Below are 19,009 nucleotides of genomic sequence, written 5' to 3' on the forward strand. Positions count from 1 at the left end.
CCTGCCCGAAAACAAAACACCCTGCGAAAGCGTAACCGTCGCAGGGTGTGGAGGTGACCATCGCAGTAAGCCCCTTGCCGTTTTCCCTGCAAGAGGCGGGGCTGTCACCGACTCATTCGGCTTTAATCTGCACGATCTTTTCCGGTTTTATGGCTTCGGGCTTTTTCGGCAGCGATATGCTCAACACACCATTGCTGAATTTTGCTTCAATCTTTTCGGCATCAACCCCTTTTGGCAGATTGAACACACGCTCGAAGGAACCATAGTGACGCTCGGAAAGGTGATAGCCCTTCCTGTTCTCTTCCTTGTCCTCTCTCTTTTCGCCTTTGATGATCAGGCTGCCGTTGGACAGTTTGATTTCGATGTTCTTCTGATCCATGCCGGGTAATTCGGCAGTGATTTCGAAGCTTTTTTCCTTCTCGGCAATATCCACGGCAGGTAGGCCGCGACCGATGAAATCCCGCCGCCAGAACGGCTCGGCATCAAACAGTCCGCGGCTGAACGGCGACAATCCTGGGCCTCGATTGAAGTCTTCGAACAGGTGATCGACCTGTTGCCGCAGTTTTTCCAGTGGGCGCCAAAGGTCAGTCGTTACCGGGTGCTGACTGGCTTTGTCTTCAGTGTTGATCTGCATTTTCTTTACGGTGTTAGTCATTTTCACCGCTCCTCTTGGTAATGTCCTGAGGTGGGTTGCGAGCATCCCGGACGCCTGCCCACCTGAAAAAAATATACCGTCTTACCAGGCCCTACAAGGTCAGTTTTCCCGGCCGCAGCATCCAGCTGGCCAGATGATTCTTGGATTTATTTGCACTTGGCGCGAGGACTTGCCTCCAGAACAAATCCATCCTCGTTACGGCGCACTAATACCCTCCGCCACCGCCCATCCCCCCCATACTGCCGGACGGCTCTCTGGCCTTTTGCTGCACGCGACTCCATTCCGCGCACGTCATAAAGCTCTTATGGTCGACTTTGCCTCGACCATCAAAACTGACATTGAACGTATGCTTCTGGCCGGCTTGCGTGAGCATGTAGTCAAAGCAGGTGCCGGGCTCGACGGTGCGATCACTGATCGATAAAGGCTTCCCGCCGATTTGCTGGACTTGATCCTTGCTCATGCCCATCTCGACCTTTGCGACCAGCGGTTGTTCTCGATAGACCTGTGTTTCAGAGCTGCATCCGGCTACCGCAGACAACACGGCGACCAGTGCCAATAGAGGGGTGTTCATGACCGGGCTCCCGATAGTGAGTGTCGTGAAGAAACTCCTGGGTGCATCAGTAAAAGTAAAGTCGAGTTCTGCGGTGCACGCTAAATGTTCTCAGGGCTGAGGCATTGGCGTGCCTGGGAAGGGCAGGCAACAAAAAGCCCACTTGAGGGTGGGCTGTTTGTTTGGGGGCTGGTTCCGTCAGCGCTTTGGAGTGTGCTCCACGGCCCTGACGCGATCAACGACGAGGCGACGAAACGTAAGGGCTGAAGGCGGGACTTGCGAAAAGGAGCCGGACGGACTTTCAGAAGCGTGCGAAAACGTTCCTTTTCGATCGATTCGCTCTCAACTCTGAAACCGGGCGTTGCACTGCTAGCCCTCAATTACACTGGATGTCTACTCGGCCTCGCGTTACATTTGCCACATTTTATTGCAAGGAACAATCATGCGAATTTTGATCGGTGCGCTTGCTGTTGCGACGTTGGCGGGGTGCTCTTTGCCGGCGTCCTTGGTGCCGGGTGAACCGAATGTCAGCGAGATTTCTGCCAAGGTTCCCAAGGACTACGCCCTGTGCGTTCTGCCAGCCTGGCAGCGCGAGATCCCTAAAACCACTCAGGCTGCGATTGCTAACGGCTACAGGATCACTGCGCCAAGCATTATTACCGCCGACGAGACCCTGGATATCGTGAAGTACAAGAATGGGAGTCGCATATCACTCTATCAAGGCCCGCCATGGGCCAAGTCGGGCGCTCTGATGAAGTCCGTGCACGATTGTTTGTAGTTCAACACGTCTCATGCGGCGACAAGGAGTTCGTGATCTCGAAGGGCGTCTGGCTTACCACGAAAACCTGCCGGTAGGCGCTCAGTGGCATGGCAGTGTCTAGCGCAGGTGCTAGCGTGTGGGCGGGAGCCCATTATGAAGTCGCTGGAAAGGGTTTTGCCGGGCAGGCGGGCGTTTGCGATAGGTGTTTTGTGCTGCTTTGGCTGTCTGTCTTGGTCACGCTCGTGTATTGATTGCCTGTGCTCGCTCGCCAAGATGCAGGGCGGGGGCGCTATGACTGAATGTCGCCCCCTCCCCAAAAAAAACTTATAGATGCAACCACGCCAGCGAGCCCAGTACGACGCTAATGCCTGCCGCACTGTACGCAACCCTTTTCAGCCACTCCTTGCGCGTCAGCAAAGTGATCGCCGCCAGCGAAATGGCAATCTGAATGGCGGTCATTGCCTGGGCCCAGCGGTGATGCTGGTGCAATACCAATTCTGATTTTTCATCCCACTCGCGAGCTTCCGCTTCGAGTGCCTCTGCCTGCTTGCGCACTGCTTCTTTTTCAGTTTTGTAGCGTTGCGCTTCGGCGGTGTAGTGCGCGGCATCGAGGCCGGGGATGTGTATCGCCAGTTCCGACAGGTTTTGTCGGCTGGATTTGGCCTGGTAGTAATTCCACTGGTTGGAGGCTTCGGTTTTCTTGATGGCGGCGTTGTTCTTGTCCATTGCCGCTTCGCTTTCCGTGGAGCCCGCCTGATAGCTGAGCATGGCGCCGATGGTGGCCATGATCGCCGTCATCACCGCTATCTTGCTGGCGAAACTGTCACCACGCGCCTGGGCGTGTTCGGTCGCGTGTTCCAGATGTTGTTCGTGCGGGCTAGGGACTTCGAAGTCTTCAGTCATGGACTTTGGTCTTTGAGGAGTGAATAAGTGTCAAATTGTAACGGTAGTATTTGCTAAAGGCGCTATCTCAATGAGGCGTTCTCGGACTTTTGTTCTTGGAAACCATGAAGTTTTCACCTTTATCCGACGGTAACCCTACAACCCCAAATCTAAGCTCTTCGGCGCCGTGGCTGACAGTGAGGAGGACCAGGCAAAGGACAGGACTCAAAGGGTAACGTTGACGCAAATCGCATTAACGATTAACGCGCGTGTAATCCACTCATTCAGGAGTTACCTATGTCCATCGGAGCAATCTCGGCTTCCAACCCAGTGACTATTAACGGGCTCCGTTCTGCCCAAAGTCAGCCCAAGGCGCAAGCGGATCAGGCAACTGCATCCACAAGCGTCACCACCGTTGCCAGCAACGTTGCGGCGGCACTGAAAGAAGCAACCGAAACCGCTGCACAAACCGCTCAAGAGGCTGGGCGTGGCGATCATCAAGCTCAGCTATTGATGCAAAAACAGCATCAGCAACATGTAGGTGCTGCAACGCCGTCCAAGGCGCCTGCTACTGGCGTTGTGAATGGCAGCGGGCAGACCATCGGCGCGCTCATCAACACTAAAGCTTAACCCCTTTGATGGTGTGCTAAAGGCTGGCGAATCCTGCGCGAGCACGGTTTGCCAGTTGCGATTTGAAGCACGCCAGTCACGTTGGTGCTTACACAGAAAAACACTCTCTTTAGAAGCGATACCGGGTAAGCCATCCCCTTTGGCCACTCAATATCCCGGCGCATCCTGATCGGCATATTGCAGCAACCCTTCAACCAGCGCGTCGAAGGTCGTGCGGCATCGCGGGCTGTTGCGCAAGTCCTCGTGCATCGTGACCCAGGTTTCCATCCCCAGCGAAACCGAGGTCGTCAGCACACGTTGCAGCGTTGCGTCACGCTTGGCCAGCGGAACCTGGCAGAAACCGATGCCCGCGCCTGCACGTATCAGCGCTAACTGCGCAAGGTCGCTGTCGCTGCTCAGTGAGAAGAGGTGGCGGTCAATGCCTTTTATGGATTTGCCGATACTACGGATAAAGGCATTCGACTGGTCGTAACCGATGATCGAATGGCTGGCCAGTTCGTTGAGGTCGCACGGTGTTCCGTGTTGGCTCAAGTATTCTGCGCGCGCATACAGCCCAAGTTCGAGTCGACCGATACGGCGCGCCACGAGTTGCTCTTGGCGGGGACGCAACATGCGCACGGCGATGTCGGCTTCAAGCTGCAAGAGATCCACGACGCGGTTGGTCAGTACGAGCTCTACTTTCAACGCGGGATGTTGTTGGCGAAGCCGCGCGATGATGGGTGGCAATACCTCCACGCCAATCACGTCGCTGGCTGAAATACGGACAATCCCGTGTACTGCCGTGCCCCGGCTTGAGGCTGCTCGCTCAATGGAGGCGGCTGTACTTTCCATGGTTTGTGCGTGGGCGCGCAGGGTCAGCGCCACTTCGGTGGGCATCAGTCCTGTTTGTGATCGTGTAAACAAGGCAACACCCAGGGCCTTTTCGAGCGCGGCGATATGCCGGCCGACCGTTGGCTGTGTGATGCCGAGCAAGCGCGCCGCGCCCGACAGCGATCCTTCATTGAGTACCCCCAGGAAGGATCGATAAAGCTCCCAAGCAATATTCGATGCCATGCATAAATGTATAGCATCACGCCTGTTTTCTGCAATTTATCTATAGTGTTCGACCGCCTAGGATCAAGCTCTCTATAACCTTGAGGCGTCGGGCATGAAGAGCAATAAAGTGTTGGTGCTGGGAGCGACGGGAGGGATTGGCGGGGAAGTGGCGCGCCAATTGAAATCCGCCGGTTGGGAGGTTTGTGCGCTATCGCGTCATGTCGAGAAGGGGATCGATCAACTGGAGGGGCTCACGTGGTTGCAGGGCGATGCGTTGAATCGGCAGGATGTTACCGAGGCGGCCAAGGGATGCTCGGTGATCGTGCATGCGGTCAATCCTCCGGGTTATCGCCGATGGTCGGAACTGGTGCTGCCGATGCTTGATAACACCATCGCGGCGGCCCTGGTTGAAGGGGCGACCATCGTTCTGCCCGGCACGGTTTACAACTTTGGCCCTGATGCCTTTCCGGTATTGCATGAACATTCACGCCAGCATCCGCAAACGCGCAAGGGCGCCATTCGGGTGGAAATGGAGCAGCGCTTGCGCAAGGCCGCCGGCGATGGCGCTCGTGTGTTGATTGTGCGCGCCGGAGATTTTTTTGGACCCCGAGCCGGCAACAACTGGTTTTCAATGGGGCTGATCAAACCGGGAAGGCCCGTCAAGGCAGTGAATTATCCGGGTGAGCGAGGCGTTGCTCACCAATGGGCCTACCTGCCCGACGTTGCGCGGACCATGGTCCAGTTGCTGGAGCGCCGTACCATGCTCGACGCCTTCGAAAGTTTTCATATGGCGGGTCATCTGGACATCGACGGTACTCAGATGAGTCGCGCTATCCAGCGAGTTGTTTTTCAGCACACGGGCACGCAGCCGCGTGTGACAGCGTTTCCGTGGTGGTTGCTGAACGTGGCTGCACCCTTTGTCGTCACTTTCCGTGAAATGCTGGAGATGCGCTATCTGTGGCGCACGCCGGTGCAGATGGACAATGCGCGATTGATCGAAGTGCTGGGGAGTGAGCCGCATACGCCTTTGGATGAGGCCGTTGAGGCAGCGCTGGTAGGGGTGGGGTGTATCAGTCGAGACGCTGTAGCGATGAATTCCTGAAGCCTTGACCCGAGACCGGCTAATGGGTCTCGTCCTTTGCTTTCACTGGTTGACTTGAGTTTCACAGACAAAGTAATTGGTCTTGCGATTCTTGGCCGTGAGATCAGCCGTCAGCTGCTTGGCGGCAGCGGTGCACTGCTTGTAAGCGTTAGCCTGCGCCCAGTGTTCGACGGCTATCACCTGGCAGTCCGTGCGAGATGCGTCAGTGCACAGGTACAGCAGTAAAAATACCGTCATACAACCTCCTGTGCGCGTAACACCAAAACCATCAGCTAAACCCGGGTCGCAACAGTACTTAGCAAGTAAAGCTGATGGGCGTTTTATCTGTCGGAAAGAGGTCGGTGAGGTCGGAGTCTTTTTCGGGCCGTTCGTCGGGTGTTTCGCATTTGAATCATTGGTCCGAGAATGACCGGCTAGTCTCAAAAACCTTGAAGGTCGGTACTTTTTAGTTAGGCAATCAGTTGCTTGCCGGTATCGATCTGTTTGGAGGGACTGATAGATGAGCAATCCTTACATTGAAGACGATGGAGCTGAGTACCCGGTTAACAACTGTGTGCAGTGTGGTCAGACGGATTATGTGGCGGGGTTTGGTGAAACGCCGACCAAGCCGGGCAAGGCCAAGTTGCCAGCGATGACAAAAACCACCGCAAAGCCGTTTATGCCCAAGGTTGCAGCACCCGTGCGCAAGTAACCGAAAGGTACGCAAACCCCGCCATTGAGCGGGGTTTTTTGTGAGTGATGTTTGGACGCATAGCAGTTAGGGGAGGGCTTAAGGCGTGTCATACGCGGTATCAAAGTGAGCGATTGTCGGGTTTCTTTCACGCTTCTTTCACAAGCACGTCCGTAGGCTCAGCTCATCCGTTACAAAGCAATTCCATTAGCCCGTCTCCCCAGCGGGCTTTTTTTTGCCTGCGATAAAACTCTTGGCATAATAGCTGTCCAACCCTCGCGCTCAGGAGAGTTGAGCTGGTTCATTGACTGAACCGACTGCCTTTTCAGAGCATCCAATTTATTACTAATCAGTACCCTTTTTGAGGTTCATGTCATGCGTTTAACTCTGCCTGCTCTGGTTCTGGGTCTTTTGGTCGCTCAAGGCGCAATGGCTGCCGGTGACGGCTCCGCAGCGCTCGGCGGTGGTCTGGGTGGTGCGCTGGGCAATGTGGTCGGTCAGAAGCTCGGTGGCAGCACCGGCGCAGCGATTGGTGCAGGCGTTGCGGGCGCAGCGGGCAGTGCTGCCGGCGCGCGCAAGGGCCACCGCGCTAAAGCTGCAATCGGCGGTGGTGTAGGCGCGGCGGGTGGTTCGGTTATCGGTAACTCGCTGGGCGGCAAGACCGGCTCCGCCATCGGTGCTGGCCTTGGTGGCGCAGCCGGCGGTGCGCTCATGGGCAAGTAGGGGGCACTGATTCCAGCGGTACGATTCGCACAAGCCCGGCTAATTGCCGGGCTTTTTCATTCCAGGTGACTCGCGCACTAGCACCCCATGCTAGTGCGCGGCCTGAGTCCTGACCCTGCAATGAGGCTGATTTTACAACTCCAATTGATCAGCCCTGATCCCGAATGCCATGGCGATCTTCTCTCGAGTGGCACGGCGTGGTTTGCTCACTGCCTCCTGCTGGGCGAACGCAGGTTGTGAAATTCCCATCCGCTTTGCCACTTCCTCCTGAGTCAGGTTCAGGTGTTCGCGCCAGGCGCGGATCGGGGTGGCACCGTCGACGATACGACTGACCACTTGATGAGGAATCAGCTCGGTGTCGCCGTGTTGAGCGACATACTGCTGGTAGGGGATGACCACAAAGGCCGGTTCACCGTCCGGGCCGTTGATGATTTGTATGTCAGTAGGTGCGTTCGTCACGTTTTTTTACCTCTTGAATGCTGACCACCTGGACCGAGCCGTCCCAGTCAAACAGAACCCGATAGTGACCGACTCTCAGGCGATACCCACAATCATGCAGGGCCAGCGCCTTGACGTTGATTGCGTCGGGCATGCGCTCCAGCTGCGTTACGGCATCGCGGATTTGCGCCCGGTGCTCCGTGTGTACCCTGAGCAGTTGCTTTACGGCTTTGCGGGTCCAGTAGATTTCGTTCATGAGATCTTAATAAGTCTTCCATAAGTTATGCAATGATTTTCTTATATTTCTATAAGTAACCGTGCGGCGCTTTCCTTGCGCTCTCCACTCACCCTAGGCCGTGATCTGAAGGGTAGGGGCGGCAAACAGTTGCTGCATGTGAATCGCGCTCGCTATGCTGCCGAACCCTTTGATCGATCCCTCTTTGATCGATCAAGGCACTGGCCGTACCTGAGCCGCCTCCCGGAATGTTGTGTTGATAACGGATCAGATGCGATGAATGCACCGCTCGACTTCGGCCCGATCAAGGCCGTGATTTTCGATATGGATGGTTTGCTGCTCGATACCGAGGGCATTTACACCGAGGTCACGCAAATCATTGCCGAACGCTACGGCCGAACCTTTGACTGGAGCATCAAGCAGAACATCATCGGCCGCGGCGCCGGTGATCTGGCGCGCTATGTCGTCGAGGCGCTGGACCTGCCGATCAGCGCTGAAGAGTTTCTGGTGATCCGCGAGCCGTTGATGCGTGAGCGCTTTCCGCGTGCGCTGGCGATGCCGGGTGCGCAAGAGCTGGTCCAGCATTTGAAAGCGAACAACATTCCGATTGCCGTGGGCACCAGCTCCTCGAGTCAGTCCTTCGGGCAGAAAACCACGTTGCATGGCGATTGGTTTGCGCTGTTCGACACCATCGTGACGGCTGATGACCCTGAAGTGGGCGCGGCCAAACCTGCACCGGATATTTTCCTGACCGCTGCGCGCCGCTTGGGTGTGGCACCGCAGGATTGTCTGGTGTTTGAAGACTCGCCGTTTGGCGTCACTGCAGCGAAAGCGGCGGGGATGACCGCGATTGCCGTGCCGGATGCCGCCATGGCTGACGAAAAGTATGCGCATGCCGACAGCATTCTTCGTACGTTAAAAGCGTTCCAACCGCACGCGTACGGTTTGCCGGCACTCGAGCGGGTGTGACGGGTAAACACTGAACAACAAAACGCCGGGCAACCTGATCAAAGGTTGCCCGGCGTTTTGTTTTTTGCGGCACGAGGGCCGTGAATCAGGCGCCAAAACCACCGTCGATGGTCAGGCTGGCACCGGTGATGTAGCCGGTTTCCGGGCCGGCCAGGTAGGCGACGAAACTGGCGATCTCGGAGGCGTTGCCATAGCGACCAACGGCCATCAGCGGGATCAGGCTCTCGGCGAAATCGCCGTGGGCCGGGTTCATGTCGGTATCGACCGGGCCAGGCTGCACGTTATTGATGGTGATGCCCCGTGGACCCAGGTCGCGGGCCAGGCCTTTGGTCAAGCCGACCAGCGCCGCCTTGCTCATGGCGTAAGGGCCGCCACCCGCGAAGGGCATGCGGTCGGCGTTGGTACTGCCGATGTTGATGATCCGACCGCCTTCGGTCATGTGTTTGGCGGCTTCTTGAGTCGCAATGAACACACTGCGTACGTTGATTGCCAGGGTTTGGTCGAAGTCTTCGAGTTTGAAATCTTCCAGTGGGGCAACGGCCAGCACACCTGCGTTGTTGACCAGAATATCGAGGCGACCAAAAGTTTCGACGGTGCTGTTTACCGCGTTGCGAATAGCTACTGCATCAGCGCTATCGGCCTTGATGGCCAGCGCTTTGCCGCCGATAGCCCTGATGCTGTTCTGCAATTCTTCAGCCTTGGCAGCGGAGCTGATGTAAGTGAAGGCAACCGCGGCGCCTTCAGCGGCCAGGCGTTTGACGATGGCGGCGCCGATGCCGCGGGAGCCGCCCTGGATCAGGGCTACTTTACTGCTGAGGTTCTGAGTGGTCATGTCGTTCTCCAAAAGTACAAGGCGGACTGCCTTGTTGTTGGAATCGAGTATCAGCCTCGGATTACCTGCCGTGTAGACGGTCATTGCTATAGTCTGTGTAAACCAAAAGTTTATAGTGACGACCATGGAAACCTTCAGCAGTATCGAATGCTTCGTGCGCAGCGCCGAGGTCGGCAGCTTTGCCGAAGCCGCGCGGCGCTTGAGCCTGACCCCGGCCGCGGTGGGTAAAAGTGTCGCCAAGCTTGAGGCGCGCCTGGGCGTTCGGCTGTTTCAGCGCAGCACGCGCAGCCTGACGCTGACTGAAGCCGGTCAGCTGTTTCTCGGCGAAGTCAGTGCCAGTCTGCACACTATTCAAAATGCCGTGGCCAATCTGGCCAGCGCCGAAGGACGTCCGGCCGGGACACTTAAAGTCAGCATGGGCACGGTGTTTGGGCGGCTGTACATCGTGCCGTTGCTGGGCGAGTTTCTGCGGCGTTTTCCGGCGATCAACCCGGATTGGCATTTCGATAACCGCCAGGTCGATCTGATCGGCCAAGGCTTCGACGCGGCGATTGGTGGCGGCTTTGAGTTGCCGCAAGGAGTGGTCGCGCGCAAGCTGACGCCGGCCCACCGGGTGCTGGTGGCCTCCAGGGATTATCTGGCGCAACGCGAGACGATTCATGAGCCGGATGATTTGCGCCACTGCGACGGGATTCTGATTCGTTCACCGCAGACCGGCCGCGTGCGTTCCTGGCAACTGACCAGCCGTCGCCAGGAGCACAGCCCGCTGAGCCTCAAGGCGCGGATGACCATGAGTGACTCCGAAGCGGCTTGCGCTACCGCCGTGCAAGGCTTGGGGATTGCGCTGGTGAGCATGCCGTTCGCGGTTGGCTACCTGAATGCCGGCACCTTGCAGCGCGTGCTGGCGGACTGGTACGTCGATGACGGCAACATCTCGATCTACTACGCCGAACACAAACTGCTGCCAGGCAAGACACGGGCATTCGTTGATTTCATCATCGAACAGTTTGCCGGGCAGCAATTGGCGCAGCGGTTCAGTGCCGTTTGAGCACGTCTCCTGGCCGAGTGCAGATCCTGTGGGAGCGAGCTTGCTCGCGATAGCGGTGTAACAATCAACATTCAACATCAATGTTGAATGTCAGTCCGTCATCGCGAGCAAGCTCGCTCCCACAGGGGATTTTGCAGGGCAGGGGGTTATGCTTTTTTGATGATGTTACCCACGTGCAAGCCGCACTCTTTCTGCGTGGCTTCTTCCCACCACCAGCGGCCTTCGCGTTCGTGCTGGTTCGGCAGCACAGGGCGGGTGCACGGCTCACAACCAATGCTGATGAAACCGCGCTCATGCAGGCTGTTGTACGGCAGCTCCAGCATGCGGATGTAGCCCCAGATTTCTTCGCTGGTCATTTGTGCCAGCGGGTTGAATTTGTACAGGGTGCGCTCCGGCGTCGAAAACGCGCTGTCGATTTCCAGCACGGCAACCTGGCTGCGGGTGCCCGGGCTCTGGTCGCGGCGCTGGCCTGTGGCCCAGGCGCTGACGGTGGACAGCTTGCGACGCAGCGGCTCGATCTTGCGGATGCCGCAGCATTCGCCATGGCCATCCTTGTAGAAACTGAACAGGCCTTTCTCTTTGACGAAAGGTTCGAGCTTGGTGTAGTCCGGCGAGACCAGTTCGATCTCGATCTTGTAGTGCTCGCGCACCTGATCGATGAAGCGGTAGGTCTCTGGATGCAAGCGTCCGGTGTCGAGGCTGAAGACTTTGACGTTCTTGTTGATCTTCCAGGCCATGTCCACCAGCACCACATCTTCGGCACCGCTGAAGGAGATCCACAGGTCGTCCCCGAACTCGGCAAAAGCCAGTTTGAGAATGTCCTGGGCGGATTTGGTGGCATAGGCTGCGGCGAGTTCAGCGACGTCGAACGATGGGCTCATCAGGGCGGTTTCCTACAGGTCGGTGGCGCTAAGCGCTCTATATAGTGGCGATGGTAGCAAAAACCCGAGGCGACAGGTGCGCTCGTCTGCGTTGCGTCGGTCAGTACGACTCGCTAGAGTTCGGCAGTCCTTTTGCTCGCTCAATTCAATAATCAATACAAATGGGAGTGTCTTGTGGAAATTGCCTGTCTCGATCTGGAAGGTGTCCTGGTCCCGGAAATCTGGATCGCCTTTGCCGAAAAAACCGGAATTGAATCCCTCAAGGCAACCACCCGGGATATTCCCGATTACGACGTGCTGATGAAGCAGCGCCTGCGCATCCTCGACGAGCACGGCCTGAAGCTGTCCGATATCCAGGAAGTGATCGCCACCCTGAAGCCGCTGGACGGTGCCATCGAGTTCGTCAACTGGCTGCGTGAGCGCTTCCAGGTGGTGATTCTCTCGGACACGTTCTATGAGTTTTCCCAGCCGCTGATGCGTCAGCTGGGGTTCCCGACATTGCTTTGCCATCGTCTGGTGACTGACGACACCGGTCGGGTGACGGGCTATCAACTGCGTCAGAAGGATCCCAAACGTCAGTCGGTGTTGGCCTTCAAGAGCCTCTACTACCGCGTGATCGCTGCCGGAGATTCCTACAACGACACCAGCATGCTGGGTGAGGCGGATGCAGGCATCCTGTTCCACGCGCCTGACAATGTGATCCGCGAATTCCCACAATTCCCGGCAGTGCACAGCTTTGCCGAGCTGAAGCAGGAATTCCTCAAGGCTTCAAACCGCGAACTGAGCCTGTAAGTCATGTGTCGGGGCTGATGGCGCTATCGCGAGCAGGCTCGCTCCCACAAGGACAACGCTGTACCTGTGGGAGCGAGCCTGCTCGCGATGCTTTTAAAGGCCTTGCAGGGTATCCAGCAACACCTTCACCTTGGTGATCGATTCCTGATACTCGGCCTGCCAGTCAGAATCGGCGACGATCCCGCCACCGCCCCAGCAGCAGACCTGACCGTCCTTGACCAGCAAGCTGCGAATGGCGATCGAACTGTCCATTTCCCCGCGTACGTCCAGATACAGCAACGAGCCGCAGTACAAACCGCGGCGGGTCGGCTCCAGTTCGTCGATGATTTGCATGGCGCGGATTTTTGGCGCGCCGGTGATCGAGCCGCCGGGGAAGCTGCCGGCGATCAGATCAAGGGCGTCTTTGTTGTCAGCCAATTCGCCGGTGACGCTGCTCACCAGATGGTGCACGTTCGGGTAGCTTTCCAGGCTGAACAACTCTGGCACGCGCACCGAGCCAATACGGCAGGTGCGGCCCAGATCGTTGCGCAACAGGTCGACGATCATCAGGTTTTCCGCACGATCCTTGGGGCTGGCCAACAGTTCGGCGGCGTTGGCCGCGTCTTCGGCGGCGTTTTTCCCACGCGGCCGGGTGCCTTTGATCGGTCGGGTTTCTACATGACCGTCGCTGACCTTGACGAAACGCTCCGGCGACAAGCTCAGTACTGCGCCGCCGTCGGGCAAGCTCTGGAAACCCGAGAACGGCGTTGGGCAGGCTTCCCGCAGTGCGCAATACGCGGTCCACGGGTCACCCTGGCACGGCGCGCGAAAGCGTTGTGCGAAGTTGACCTGATAGCAGTCGCCGGCCTGGATGTACTGCTGGATACGCACGAACGCCTGCTGATAGTCGCTGGCGCTGAGGTCGGGGCTCATGGCGCCGTTCAGGGTGAACGTCCCGGCGGCTGCGGTCGTGGGCTGGCTGAACAGTTCGATCAGACGCTGGCGCTCGGTTTCGATCAGGTGTGGATGGAACACCAACTGGCTGCTGCCGATCAGGTGATCGCTGATCAGTGCCCAGTCATACAGACCGAAGCGTGCGTCGGGTAGCTGAAGGTCATCGTGAGCCTGGGAGGGCAGAGACTCCAGGTGGCGGCCGAAATCGTAACTGAGATAGCCGATCAAGCCGCCCGCGAACGGTAACGCGTAGGGTTCTGGTATCGCGGCATCGCCGAGTCGGCCCAGAGTGTCGCGCAGGCGTTGCAGGAACGCGCCGCCACTTTCGTCAGGCGACACCGCCAGTGTTGCCAGCGGCCAGGCGCTGAGCAGGTCATATCGGCCGCGCTCGGCACTCGGCCGGCCGCTGTCGAGCAGCACACTGCCCGGGGCATGACGAATCGCCGCGAAATACTCGGCGGGGTTGGCGCGATAGGGAAGCGGGTATACGGAGCAGGTCAACATGAGCGGGGCAGATCAGCCATCGAGGCGGGGTGGCGATTGTAGTCCTCTGTAGGACTTGCTCCTAGAGGGGATGTCGGGGATTGGCAGGTTGGAGGCAGGGCTGAAGGTTTTGGTGAATGTCAGGCCGCCTTCGCGAGCAGGCTCGCTCCCACATTGGATTTGTATCACACCAAAGATCTAAATGTGGGAGCGAGCCTGCTCGCGATGGGCGCGCCTCGGTCTTGAATCAGCCCTCAACCGGAGGAATATGCGCAAACATTTCCTGAACAAACTCCACCCGCTCTTGCGGCGTTTCGGTAATCCCTCTGGCCTTCAGCTTTTCCAGACGGGCCTCGACGGCATGAGTACGCTGGGTCAGCCCGCAGTCATTGGCAATTTGAATATTCAGCCCGGGCCGCGCGTTGAGTTCGAGAATCAGCGGGCCTTTCTCCTGGTCCAGCACCATGTCGACGCCAATGTAGCCCAGGCCGCACAGCTCATAACAACTGGCGGCGAGCTTCATGAAACCGTCCCAGTAGGGCAGTTGCACGCCATCCACCGGGTTCGTGGTGTCGGGGTGTTTGGCAATGATTCGGTTCAGCCAGGTGCCGCTTAGCGTCAGGCCGGTGGCCAGGTCGACACCGACGCCGATGGCGCCCTGGTGCAGGTTGGCCTTGCCGCCTGACTGCCGGGTGGGCAAGCGCAGCATGGCCATCACCGGGTAGCCCATCAGCACAATGATGCGAATGTCCGGTACGCCTTCATAACTGATGCTTTTAAAGATCTGGTCGGGAATCACCCGGTATTCGATCAGCGCGCGGTCGCGGTGACCGCCCAGGGAATACAGGCCGGTCAGAATGCTGGAAATCTGATGTTCGATTTCCTCATGGCTGATGATCTTTCCGGAAACCGTGCGGTACTGGCCCTCGAAGCGATCAGCGATCACCAGGATGCCGTCACCGCCGGCACCCTGGGCCGGTTTGATCACGAAATCGCTGTGGTTGCCGATGATCTCGCCAAGCTTTTCGATTTCCTTCTCGGTGGAGATCACACCGTACATTTCCGGCACATGAATGCCGGCCTTGATCGCGCGTTCCTTGGTGATGATCTTGTCATCGACAATCGGGTACAGGCTGCGCTTGTTGTACTTGAGTACGTAATCCGCGTTGCGCCGATTGATGCCCATGATGCCCCGGGCTTCCAGGGCCTTCCAGGCTTTCCAGAGACCGAACATTACGAATCAGCCTTGACGAAGGCTTTGAAGCGCATGAGCTCGGTCAGGCGGTAGCCGCGATAGCGACCCATGGCCAGCATGAAACTCACCAGGATCAACAGGATCGCCGGGAAGGTGAACACGAAGTAGGTCAGTTCCGGAATGCTCATGATCAGGTGTCCCAGAGCGGCGGCGAACAGCGTGCCGATCGCGACTTTCAGCGCATGTCCGGCGCCGCGTTCTTCCCAGGTGATCGACAGGCGCTCGATGGTCATGGTCAGAATCACCATCGGGAACAAGGCCACCGACAGCCCGCGCTCCAGACCAAGCTTGTGGCTGAACAGGCTGATGGCGGCAATCAGCACCACAATGAAGGTCAGTACCACCGACAACCTTGGCAGCATTTGCAGCTTAAGGTGCTCAAGGTAGGAGCGCAACGACAGCCCCAGCGCAGTGATCACTGTAAACAGCGCGATACCGAAGCCCAACCCGGTTTCGCGGAAGGCCAGAGCAATCAGCACCGGGGTAAAGGTGCCCAGGGTCTGCAAGCCGATCAGGTTGCGCAGAATCAGGATCACCAGCACGCCGATCGGGATCATCACCATGATCATGAAGGTTTGCTGGGTTTGCAGCGGCAAGCCGTACAACGAGTAATCAAGGAAGCTGGCGTTGGTGTTTTCGTCGGTCAGCTTGGCCAGACGAATGGCGTTCATTTCGCTGTTGTTCAGGCTGAAGGTGACATTGGCTTTTTTGCCGCCATCGACGGTGATCAGGTTGTCATCGCCGGTCCACCACAGCAGGCGGTCGGTTGGCAGGCCTTGTTCACCGGTTTCCGGGTTGAAGTACAGCCAGTCGGTGCCGTTGAAGCTGCGCAGCCAGAGCTCCGGGATTTGCGGCTGATCGGCCACCAGGCGGATGGTGTGGACCTTTTCCATCGGTACGTGGGCGATGGACAGCAGTAGCTCGATGATTTTCGCCTTGTGCGCAGGCGAAGGATCGCCTGCCAGGAGCATTTTGGCGTTGTCGTCGTTGGTGTTGTTGACCCGTTTGATCGCTTCGCTGATGAAGGTTTCAACGTCCGCCGAGTGTTGGCGAATCGGTGCGAGCAGGGCGTCGGCGGCAATTTTTTCCGGGCCTTCGACGGCGATGCTGTCGCGGAAGGTCGGGCCTTTGACCTTGGACTTTTCGCCGGTGTAGCGCTTGGTCAGCACCAGGCGGTAATAAAGCGTCTGGTTGCCCTTGGCCCGACGTGCCGACCAGGTGACTTTGCGGTTGCCGTCAACGCGGTTGACCGAAACGCCATAGTTGTTGGAGATAAAACTCTCATTGAGGCTGACGTAATCGCGGCTCAGCGGCGGCACGAACATCTGGATCTTGACCGGGTCCTTGGCACTGGCGACGAACTCGACTTTGGCGTCGATGTTCCACAAGTCGTCGGTGGCGTCTTCGGTCACCGGAATGCCCAGCACGAAAATCTGATAGGCCGTAACTGATATGCCCAGCACCATCAATATGGCGATCAGGATTTTCAGGTGGAGGGTAAGAGAGCGCATGGGTATTACTCTGCGGTATGTGCGTCGGTGGCGCAGGCAGGTTTGCCAGCAGCGTATTTAAGGCTGGGGTCGACCAGTGCATCAAAGCGTTTCAAGGCTTCGGAGCCGATCAAGAGCGGGTACTGGAATGCACTTCGGTCGGTCAGGTTCACTTCTATACTGCGTAGCGCCGTGCCCATGCAGATATCCAGCTCGATCACCGGGCGTGCGGTGTACTGCTTGCCTTCCTCGGGGTCGAAGTCACCGGCGCGGCGTTTGATCTTGCTGACCCGTGCCAAAGGGCGCTCGATCGGGTGCGAGTGGGCGGCGTCGATGGCCAGATAGAAGCGCACCCAGGATTCGCCATTGCGTTTGAAGCGTTTGATGTCGCGGGCACTGAGGGAGGCGGTTTTGGCCCCGGTGTCGAGTTTGGCCGCGACTTCCAGGTCAATCCCTGCCAGTTGCGCGTACTCGTTGAGGCCGTACACAGTCTTTTCGCCCGCGATGGCGAGACCTGGCAGGCAGAGTAGGCAGAGCAACAAGGTGAAGGGCTTGAGTCTCATAAATCCTGGCGCAATGCCGTCTGTTCTTCAGTTCAAGGCGACTGGCATTGCTGCACAAGCTCCTTCTAATGCCTGCCATAAAAAGATGACAGACAAATGCGGGCGGCATTCTAGCACGGTGGTTTTATGGCGCCAGCCGCGGGGTGGACCTTTACTTAGGTTTTACTAAAGGCGTTTATTAGACGATTGTCGACAATAGGTCTTTTTCCTTTGACTGATTGCGTGATATTGGTTAGTTTTTGCCGCATTGGCTTATAAGGTGTCGACAATATGTTGGGTCAGCTCGAACCCCCGGTGATGGCGTCAGACGATTCGGAAACCCTTTCCGAAAACGTCTTCCGACGCATTCAGGCAGCCATCGTCAAGGGCGAAATTGCACCGGGCAGCAAGATCTCCGAGCCTGAGCTGGCGCGCACCTATGGCATCAGCCGGGGGCCGTTGCGTGAGGCGATCCATCGTCTGGAAGGTCAGCGCTTGCTGGTTCGCATCCCGCATGTGGGGGCCCGGGTGGTGTCGCTGAGCCCCGCCGAGCTGCTTGAACTCTACGAAATTCGCGAGTCCCTGGAAGGCATGGCCTGTCGCCTGGCCGCCGAGCGCATGACCACCGAAGAGATCGACGAGCTGCGCCGGGTGCTCGAAACCCACGAGCGCGATGCGGCGTTTCAGGCAGGTAAAGGCTATTACCAACAGGAAGGCGATTTCGACTTCCATTACCGGATCATTCAGGGCAGCGGCAACCGCACGCTGACGCAAATGCTTTGCGGCGAGCTGTATCAATTGGTGCGTATGTACCGCATCCAGTTTTCCGCCACGCCCAATCGGCCGCGCCAGGCGTTCGCCGAGCACCACCGGATTCTCGATGCCATCGCCGACCGAGACGGTGAGTTGGCCGAGTTGTTGATGCGTCGTCACATCGGCGCTTCAAAACGCAATATCGCCCGTCACTATCAGGACGGCGCCCATCAGACAGCCACTCCACGAGGTGAGTCATGAGTTCCAACAAGAGCACACCAGGCCAGCGTTTCCGCGATGCGGTTGCCAGCGAGCAACCTTTGCAAGTGGTCGGCGCGATCAACGCCAACCATGCACTGCTGGCCAAGCGCGCCGGTTTCAAGGCTATTTATCTGTCCGGTGGCGGGGTCGCTGCCGGCTCCCTCGGTGTGCCGGATTTGGGTATCACTGGCCTCGATGACGTGTTGACCGACGTACGCCGGATTACCGACGTTTGCGATCTGCCGCTGTTGGTGGACGTGGACACCGGTTTTGGTTCCTCGGCGTTCAACGTCGCGCGCACCGTGAAGTCGATGATCAAGTTCGGCGCGGCGGCGATTCACATCGAAGACCAGGTCGGCGCCAAGCGCTGCGGTCACCGTCCGAACAAGGAAATCGTTTCCCAGCAGGAAATGGTTGACCGCATCAAGGCTGCCGTCGATGCGCGCACCGATGACAGCTTCGTGATCATGGCCCGCACCGACGCCCTGGCGGTGGAAGGTCTGGAATCGGCACTGGATCGCGCCGCGGCGTGTATCGAAGCCGGCGCCGACATGGTGTTCCCGGAAGCCATCACCGAACTGGACATGTACAAACTGTTCGCCAGCCGCGTCAAAGCGCCGATTCTGGCCAACATCACCGAATTCGGCTCGACGCCGCTGTACACCGTCGAGCAATTGAAATCTGCCGATGTTTCTCTGGTGCTGTACCCGTTGTCGGCCTTCCGCGCCATGAACAAGGCCGCCGAAAACGTCTACACCGCGATCCGCCGCGACGGCACACAACAGAATGTCATCGACACCATGCAAACCCGCATGGAGCTTTACGATCGCATCGACTATCACACCTTCGAGCAGAAGCTCGATGCGTTGTTTGCCGCGAAGAAGTAACGATGGACGCATCCCTGTAGCTGCTGCCGAGCCCGCGAGGCTGCGTTCGGCCCGGGCCGCGTTCGGACGAAGCGGTCGCAAAATCTGACGACGCGGTTTATCTGAAATATCGCGTCGGCTGATTGGCGAGTCCTTCGGCCTCGAACGTAGCCTCGCAGGCTCGGCAACTGCTACGAAAGCAAGATGACCATTTAAAGCTTGCC

General features: G+C 57.9%; 23 protein-coding genes. 10 read left to right on the forward strand and 13 right to left on the reverse strand.

Annotated elements, in window-relative coordinates; translation table 11 throughout:
- Window positions 1-112: 112 nt before the first annotated feature.
- Both NTD87_RS04530 and osmE read right to left on the reverse strand, forming a co-directional pair.
- Window positions 113-655, reverse strand: a complete 543-nt coding sequence (locus NTD87_RS04530; protein WP_262112176.1) for an Hsp20/alpha crystallin family protein — start codon at window positions 653-655, stop codon at window positions 113-115.
- A 205-nt stretch (window positions 656-860) separates the two neighbouring features.
- Window positions 861-1,226, reverse strand: coding sequence for an osmotically-inducible lipoprotein OsmE (gene osmE, locus NTD87_RS04535; protein WP_262112177.1), 366 nt, complete (start codon window positions 1,224-1,226; stop codon window positions 861-863).
- Between the two features lie 421 nt (window positions 1,227-1,647).
- Between osmE and NTD87_RS04540 the strand changes: the two genes are divergently transcribed.
- Complete coding sequence (locus NTD87_RS04540; protein ID WP_262112178.1) at window positions 1,648-1,983, forward strand: hypothetical protein; 336 nt, start codon at window positions 1,648-1,650, stop codon at window positions 1,981-1,983.
- Between the two features lie 306 nt (window positions 1,984-2,289).
- On the opposite strand, the gene NTD87_RS04545 is transcribed toward NTD87_RS04540, so the two are convergent.
- Complete coding sequence (locus tag NTD87_RS04545; protein ID WP_262112179.1) at window positions 2,290-2,868, reverse strand: DUF4337 domain-containing protein; 579 nt, start codon at window positions 2,866-2,868, stop codon at window positions 2,290-2,292.
- A gap of 276 nt (window positions 2,869-3,144) precedes the next feature.
- Between NTD87_RS04545 and NTD87_RS04550 the strand changes: the two genes are divergently transcribed.
- Window positions 3,145-3,477: a hypothetical protein gene (locus NTD87_RS04550; RefSeq protein ID WP_262112180.1), complete on the forward strand. Its 333-nt coding sequence runs from the start codon at window positions 3,145-3,147 to the stop codon at window positions 3,475-3,477.
- 147 nt (window positions 3,478-3,624) lie between these two features.
- Here NTD87_RS04550 and NTD87_RS04555 read toward each other — a convergent pair whose 3' ends face one another.
- Complete coding sequence (locus NTD87_RS04555) at window positions 3,625-4,530, reverse strand: LysR family transcriptional regulator (RefSeq protein ID WP_262112181.1); 906 nt, start codon at window positions 4,528-4,530, stop codon at window positions 3,625-3,627.
- Window positions 4,531-4,624: 94 nt separating this feature from the next.
- Here NTD87_RS04555 and NTD87_RS04560 point away from each other — a divergent pair, with 94 nt between their 5' ends.
- The gene (locus NTD87_RS04560) at window positions 4,625-5,614 is read left to right on the forward strand and encodes an SDR family oxidoreductase (protein ID WP_262112182.1); all 990 of its coding nucleotides are present in this window, start codon (window positions 4,625-4,627) and stop codon (window positions 5,612-5,614) included.
- Between the two features lie 42 nt (window positions 5,615-5,656).
- Here the strand turns inward: NTD87_RS04560 and NTD87_RS04565 are convergent, their stop codons facing one another.
- Window positions 5,657-5,851 (reverse strand): hypothetical protein, encoded by a 195-nt coding sequence (locus tag NTD87_RS04565; RefSeq protein ID WP_262112183.1) that lies wholly within the window; start codon window positions 5,849-5,851, stop codon window positions 5,657-5,659.
- Between the two features lie 262 nt (window positions 5,852-6,113).
- Here NTD87_RS04565 and NTD87_RS04570 point away from each other — a divergent pair, with 262 nt between their 5' ends.
- The gene (locus NTD87_RS04570; RefSeq protein WP_262112184.1) at window positions 6,114-6,305 is read left to right on the forward strand and encodes a hypothetical protein; all 192 of its coding nucleotides are present in this window, start codon (window positions 6,114-6,116) and stop codon (window positions 6,303-6,305) included.
- Between the two features lie 354 nt (window positions 6,306-6,659).
- Window positions 6,660-7,007 carry a bacteriocin gene (locus tag NTD87_RS04575; RefSeq protein ID WP_262112185.1) on the forward strand — a complete coding sequence of 116 codons (348 nt, stop codon included), beginning with the start codon at window positions 6,660-6,662 and terminating at the stop codon, window positions 7,005-7,007.
- A gap of 132 nt (window positions 7,008-7,139) precedes the next feature.
- Here the strand turns inward: NTD87_RS04575 and NTD87_RS04580 are convergent, their stop codons facing one another.
- Entirely contained in the window at window positions 7,140-7,466 is a 327-nt protein-coding gene (locus NTD87_RS04580; RefSeq protein WP_262112186.1) for a helix-turn-helix domain-containing protein, read from the reverse strand.
- Window positions 7,447-7,701 carry a type II toxin-antitoxin system RelE family toxin gene (locus NTD87_RS04585; RefSeq protein WP_262112187.1) on the reverse strand — a complete coding sequence of 85 codons (255 nt, stop codon included), beginning with the start codon at window positions 7,699-7,701 and terminating at the stop codon, window positions 7,447-7,449. The genes NTD87_RS04580 and NTD87_RS04585 overlap by 20 nt, the downstream gene beginning before the upstream one ends.
- Window positions 7,702-7,956: 255 nt before the next feature.
- On the opposite strand from NTD87_RS04585, the gene NTD87_RS04590 reads away from it, so the two are divergent.
- Window positions 7,957-8,649 carry an HAD-IA family hydrolase gene (locus NTD87_RS04590; protein ID WP_262112188.1) on the forward strand — a complete coding sequence of 231 codons (693 nt, stop codon included), beginning with the start codon at window positions 7,957-7,959 and terminating at the stop codon, window positions 8,647-8,649.
- Between the two features lie 85 nt (window positions 8,650-8,734).
- Here the strand turns inward: NTD87_RS04590 and NTD87_RS04595 are convergent, their stop codons facing one another.
- Window positions 8,735-9,481, reverse strand: a complete 747-nt coding sequence (locus NTD87_RS04595; protein ID WP_262112189.1) for a 3-oxoacyl-ACP reductase family protein — start codon at window positions 9,479-9,481, stop codon at window positions 8,735-8,737.
- 124 nt (window positions 9,482-9,605) lie between these two features.
- Here NTD87_RS04595 and NTD87_RS04600 point away from each other — a divergent pair, with 124 nt between their 5' ends.
- On the forward strand, window positions 9,606-10,529 hold the full coding sequence (locus NTD87_RS04600; RefSeq protein ID WP_262112190.1) for a LysR family transcriptional regulator: 924 nt from the start codon (window positions 9,606-9,608) through the stop codon (window positions 10,527-10,529).
- A 146-nt stretch (window positions 10,530-10,675) separates the two neighbouring features.
- Here NTD87_RS04600 and NTD87_RS04605 read toward each other — a convergent pair whose 3' ends face one another.
- Window positions 10,676-11,410, reverse strand: coding sequence for a phosphoadenylyl-sulfate reductase (locus NTD87_RS04605; protein ID WP_262112191.1), 735 nt, complete (start codon window positions 11,408-11,410; stop codon window positions 10,676-10,678).
- Between the two features lie 174 nt (window positions 11,411-11,584).
- Between NTD87_RS04605 and thrH the strand changes: the two genes are divergently transcribed.
- Window positions 11,585-12,202, forward strand: a complete 618-nt coding sequence (gene thrH, locus NTD87_RS04610; RefSeq protein ID WP_262112192.1) for a bifunctional phosphoserine phosphatase/homoserine phosphotransferase ThrH — start codon at window positions 11,585-11,587, stop codon at window positions 12,200-12,202.
- Between the two features lie 93 nt (window positions 12,203-12,295).
- Here thrH and pabB read toward each other — a convergent pair whose 3' ends face one another.
- The 4 genes from pabB to NTD87_RS04630 form a co-directional block, all read right to left on the reverse strand.
- A complete protein-coding gene (gene pabB / locus NTD87_RS04615; RefSeq protein WP_262112193.1) occupies window positions 12,296-13,639 on the reverse strand; it encodes an aminodeoxychorismate synthase component I in 1,344 nt (447 codons plus the stop codon).
- Between the two features lie 226 nt (window positions 13,640-13,865).
- Window positions 13,866-14,852 (reverse strand): alpha-L-glutamate ligase-like protein, encoded by a 987-nt coding sequence (locus tag NTD87_RS04620; RefSeq protein ID WP_262112194.1) that lies wholly within the window; start codon window positions 14,850-14,852, stop codon window positions 13,866-13,868.
- Window positions 14,852-16,384 (reverse strand): inactive transglutaminase family protein, encoded by a 1,533-nt coding sequence (locus NTD87_RS04625; RefSeq protein ID WP_262112196.1) that lies wholly within the window; start codon window positions 16,382-16,384, stop codon window positions 14,852-14,854. Before NTD87_RS04625 ends, NTD87_RS04620 begins: the two co-directional genes overlap by 1 nt.
- Before the next feature lie 5 nt (window positions 16,385-16,389).
- On the reverse strand, window positions 16,390-16,926 hold the full coding sequence (locus NTD87_RS04630) for an ATP-dependent zinc protease (protein WP_262112197.1): 537 nt from the start codon (window positions 16,924-16,926) through the stop codon (window positions 16,390-16,392).
- A 270-nt stretch (window positions 16,927-17,196) separates the two neighbouring features.
- Between NTD87_RS04630 and NTD87_RS04635 the strand changes: the two genes are divergently transcribed.
- Together NTD87_RS04635 and prpB are read left to right on the forward strand one after the other, a co-directional pair.
- Window positions 17,197-17,919 (forward strand): GntR family transcriptional regulator, encoded by a 723-nt coding sequence (locus tag NTD87_RS04635; RefSeq protein WP_410017459.1) that lies wholly within the window; start codon window positions 17,197-17,199, stop codon window positions 17,917-17,919.
- On the forward strand, window positions 17,916-18,806 hold the full coding sequence (gene prpB, locus NTD87_RS04640; RefSeq protein WP_262112198.1) for a methylisocitrate lyase: 891 nt from the start codon (window positions 17,916-17,918) through the stop codon (window positions 18,804-18,806). Before NTD87_RS04635 ends, prpB begins: the two co-directional genes overlap by 4 nt.
- Window positions 18,807-19,009: the final 203 nt, after the last annotated feature.

Source organism: Pseudomonas sp. 6D_7.1_Bac1 (assembly GCF_025465945.1).
In the GTDB taxonomy this organism is placed as follows: Bacteria; Pseudomonadota; Gammaproteobacteria; order Pseudomonadales; family Pseudomonadaceae; genus Aquipseudomonas.

Coding starts and splice junctions, on each gene's coding strand:
- NTD87_RS04530 (WP_262112176.1), bottom strand. CDS start 655: ATGACTAACACCGTAAAGAAAATGCAGATCAACACTGAAGACAAAGCC.
- osmE (WP_262112177.1), bottom strand. CDS start 1,226: ATGAACACCCCTCTATTGGCACTGGTCGCCGTGTTGTCTGCGGTAGCC.
- NTD87_RS04540 (WP_262112178.1), top strand. CDS start 1,648: ATGCGAATTTTGATCGGTGCGCTTGCTGTTGCGACGTTGGCGGGGTGC.
- NTD87_RS04545 (WP_262112179.1), bottom strand. CDS start 2,868: ATGACTGAAGACTTCGAAGTCCCTAGCCCGCACGAACAACATCTGGAA.
- NTD87_RS04550 (WP_262112180.1), top strand. CDS start 3,145: ATGTCCATCGGAGCAATCTCGGCTTCCAACCCAGTGACTATTAACGGG.
- NTD87_RS04555 (WP_262112181.1), bottom strand. CDS start 4,530: ATGGCATCGAATATTGCTTGGGAGCTTTATCGATCCTTCCTGGGGGTA.
- NTD87_RS04560 (WP_262112182.1), top strand. CDS start 4,625: ATGAAGAGCAATAAAGTGTTGGTGCTGGGAGCGACGGGAGGGATTGGC.
- NTD87_RS04565 (WP_262112183.1), bottom strand. CDS start 5,851: ATGACGGTATTTTTACTGCTGTACCTGTGCACTGACGCATCTCGCACG.
- NTD87_RS04570 (WP_262112184.1), top strand. CDS start 6,114: ATGAGCAATCCTTACATTGAAGACGATGGAGCTGAGTACCCGGTTAAC.
- NTD87_RS04575 (WP_262112185.1), top strand. CDS start 6,660: ATGCGTTTAACTCTGCCTGCTCTGGTTCTGGGTCTTTTGGTCGCTCAA.
- NTD87_RS04585 (WP_262112187.1), bottom strand. CDS start 7,701: ATGAACGAAATCTACTGGACCCGCAAAGCCGTAAAGCAACTGCTCAGG.
- NTD87_RS04590 (WP_262112188.1), top strand. CDS start 7,957: ATGAATGCACCGCTCGACTTCGGCCCGATCAAGGCCGTGATTTTCGAT.
- NTD87_RS04595 (WP_262112189.1), bottom strand. CDS start 9,481: ATGACCACTCAGAACCTCAGCAGTAAAGTAGCCCTGATCCAGGGCGGC.
- NTD87_RS04600 (WP_262112190.1), top strand. CDS start 9,606: ATGGAAACCTTCAGCAGTATCGAATGCTTCGTGCGCAGCGCCGAGGTC.
- NTD87_RS04605 (WP_262112191.1), bottom strand. CDS start 11,410: ATGAGCCCATCGTTCGACGTCGCTGAACTCGCCGCAGCCTATGCCACC.
- pabB (WP_262112193.1), bottom strand. CDS start 13,639: ATGTTGACCTGCTCCGTATACCCGCTTCCCTATCGCGCCAACCCCGCC.
- NTD87_RS04620 (WP_262112194.1), bottom strand. CDS start 14,852: ATGTTCGGTCTCTGGAAAGCCTGGAAGGCCCTGGAAGCCCGGGGCATC.
- NTD87_RS04625 (WP_262112196.1), bottom strand. CDS start 16,384: ATGCGCTCTCTTACCCTCCACCTGAAAATCCTGATCGCCATATTGATG.
- NTD87_RS04630 (WP_262112197.1), bottom strand. CDS start 16,926: ATGAGACTCAAGCCCTTCACCTTGTTGCTCTGCCTACTCTGCCTGCCA.
- NTD87_RS04635 (WP_410017459.1), top strand. CDS start 17,197: ATGTTGGGTCAGCTCGAACCCCCGGTGATGGCGTCAGACGATTCGGAA.
- prpB (WP_262112198.1), top strand. CDS start 17,916: ATGAGTTCCAACAAGAGCACACCAGGCCAGCGTTTCCGCGATGCGGTT.